General features: G+C 48.8%; 2 protein-coding genes. Both read right to left on the bottom strand.

Annotated features, from left to right (window positions below; translation table 11 throughout):
* Positions 1-531: Mur ligase domain-containing protein (locus R7Q47_RS25585; protein WP_318090174.1), on the bottom strand; the 531-nt coding region annotated here is incomplete at its 3' end.
* A gap of 22 nt (positions 532-553) precedes the next feature.
* Positions 554-1171: glycosyltransferase (locus R7Q47_RS25580; RefSeq protein WP_318090173.1), on the bottom strand; the 618-nt coding region annotated here is incomplete at its 5' end.

Below are 1171 nucleotides of genomic sequence, written 5' to 3'. Positions count from 1 at the left end.
TTCTGCAATCAGAATACGGCTAGAGCCCAAGCGCGCATTGGTGCCCGCGCTCTTTACTAGACCGCCGTTTACAAACGTAGGATCAAGGCCTGCTTCGGAATAGATTTGTGTGACTAGTGCTGTGGTGGTGGTTTTACCATGTGTGCCCGCAACAGCGATACCATGACGGAATCGCATCAGTTCAGCCAACATTTCTGCTCGGCGAACAATAGGAATACGCAATTCACGAGCCGCCATGACTTCAGGGTTTTCCTCGTTAATCGCGGTGGAAACGACTACCACACTAGCCTTTTCGACATTACTTGCTTGGTGACCAATAAATACGGTTGCCCCTTTCGACACTAAGCGCTCGGTTACTGGGTTTTCAGACAAGTCTGAACCCGTGATTTCATAACCTTCGTTTAGAAGAACTTCAGCAATGCCGCTCATGCCCGCACCACCGATACCGATGAAGTGGATGCATTTCACGCGACGCATTTCTGGTACCATCGCGCGAATCTGAGCTAAGTCTTGTGTATGTTGGATAGTCATTAATTCGATTCTCAATAATTCGTTAACGCTTTTCGGTCAAAGCGACAATGGCTTGTGCGACAACTTTGTCAGCATCTAATTTTGCGGCACTGCGTGCCTTTTGAGCCATTGAAAGTAAAGCTTGGCGATCCAATTGTTGGATCTGTTGAGTCAAAGACTCCACGGTTAAATCAGGTTGTTCAATCATCTTCGCAGCACCGCAGTCCACTAAGTGGTCGGCATTCAGTGCCTGTTGACGGTCTTTATGCATGAACGGGATAAAAATCGCGCCTACACCTGCTGCTGAGACTTCAGATACCGTCAATGCGCCAGAACGGCACACTAGCAGATCTGCCCACGCATACGCTTGTGCAACATCATCAATAAACTCGGTCACTTCTGCATTAGCAACATTGTTCGCTTGATAAGCAGCTTGCACTTCTTGCGCTGCGCCTTTACCTGCTTGATGACGAATACAGTAGTCTTGTCCCAAGTTTGCCATCACCGCTGGCAATGTTTGATTAAGAATACGCGCCCCTTGGCTGCCGCCCATAACAAGAATACGAATTGGTCCTTCTCTCTCTTGCATACGTTGAGCGGGCTCATCCAACTGCGTTACGTCTTCACGTACTGGGTTACCGACAACCGCCGCAGAAGGAAA

This window comes from Vibrio sp. Vb0349 (genome assembly GCF_033338975.1).
The sequence above is the reverse complement of the archived record's forward strand: the minus strand, read 5'-3'. Positions and strand labels throughout refer to the sequence as shown.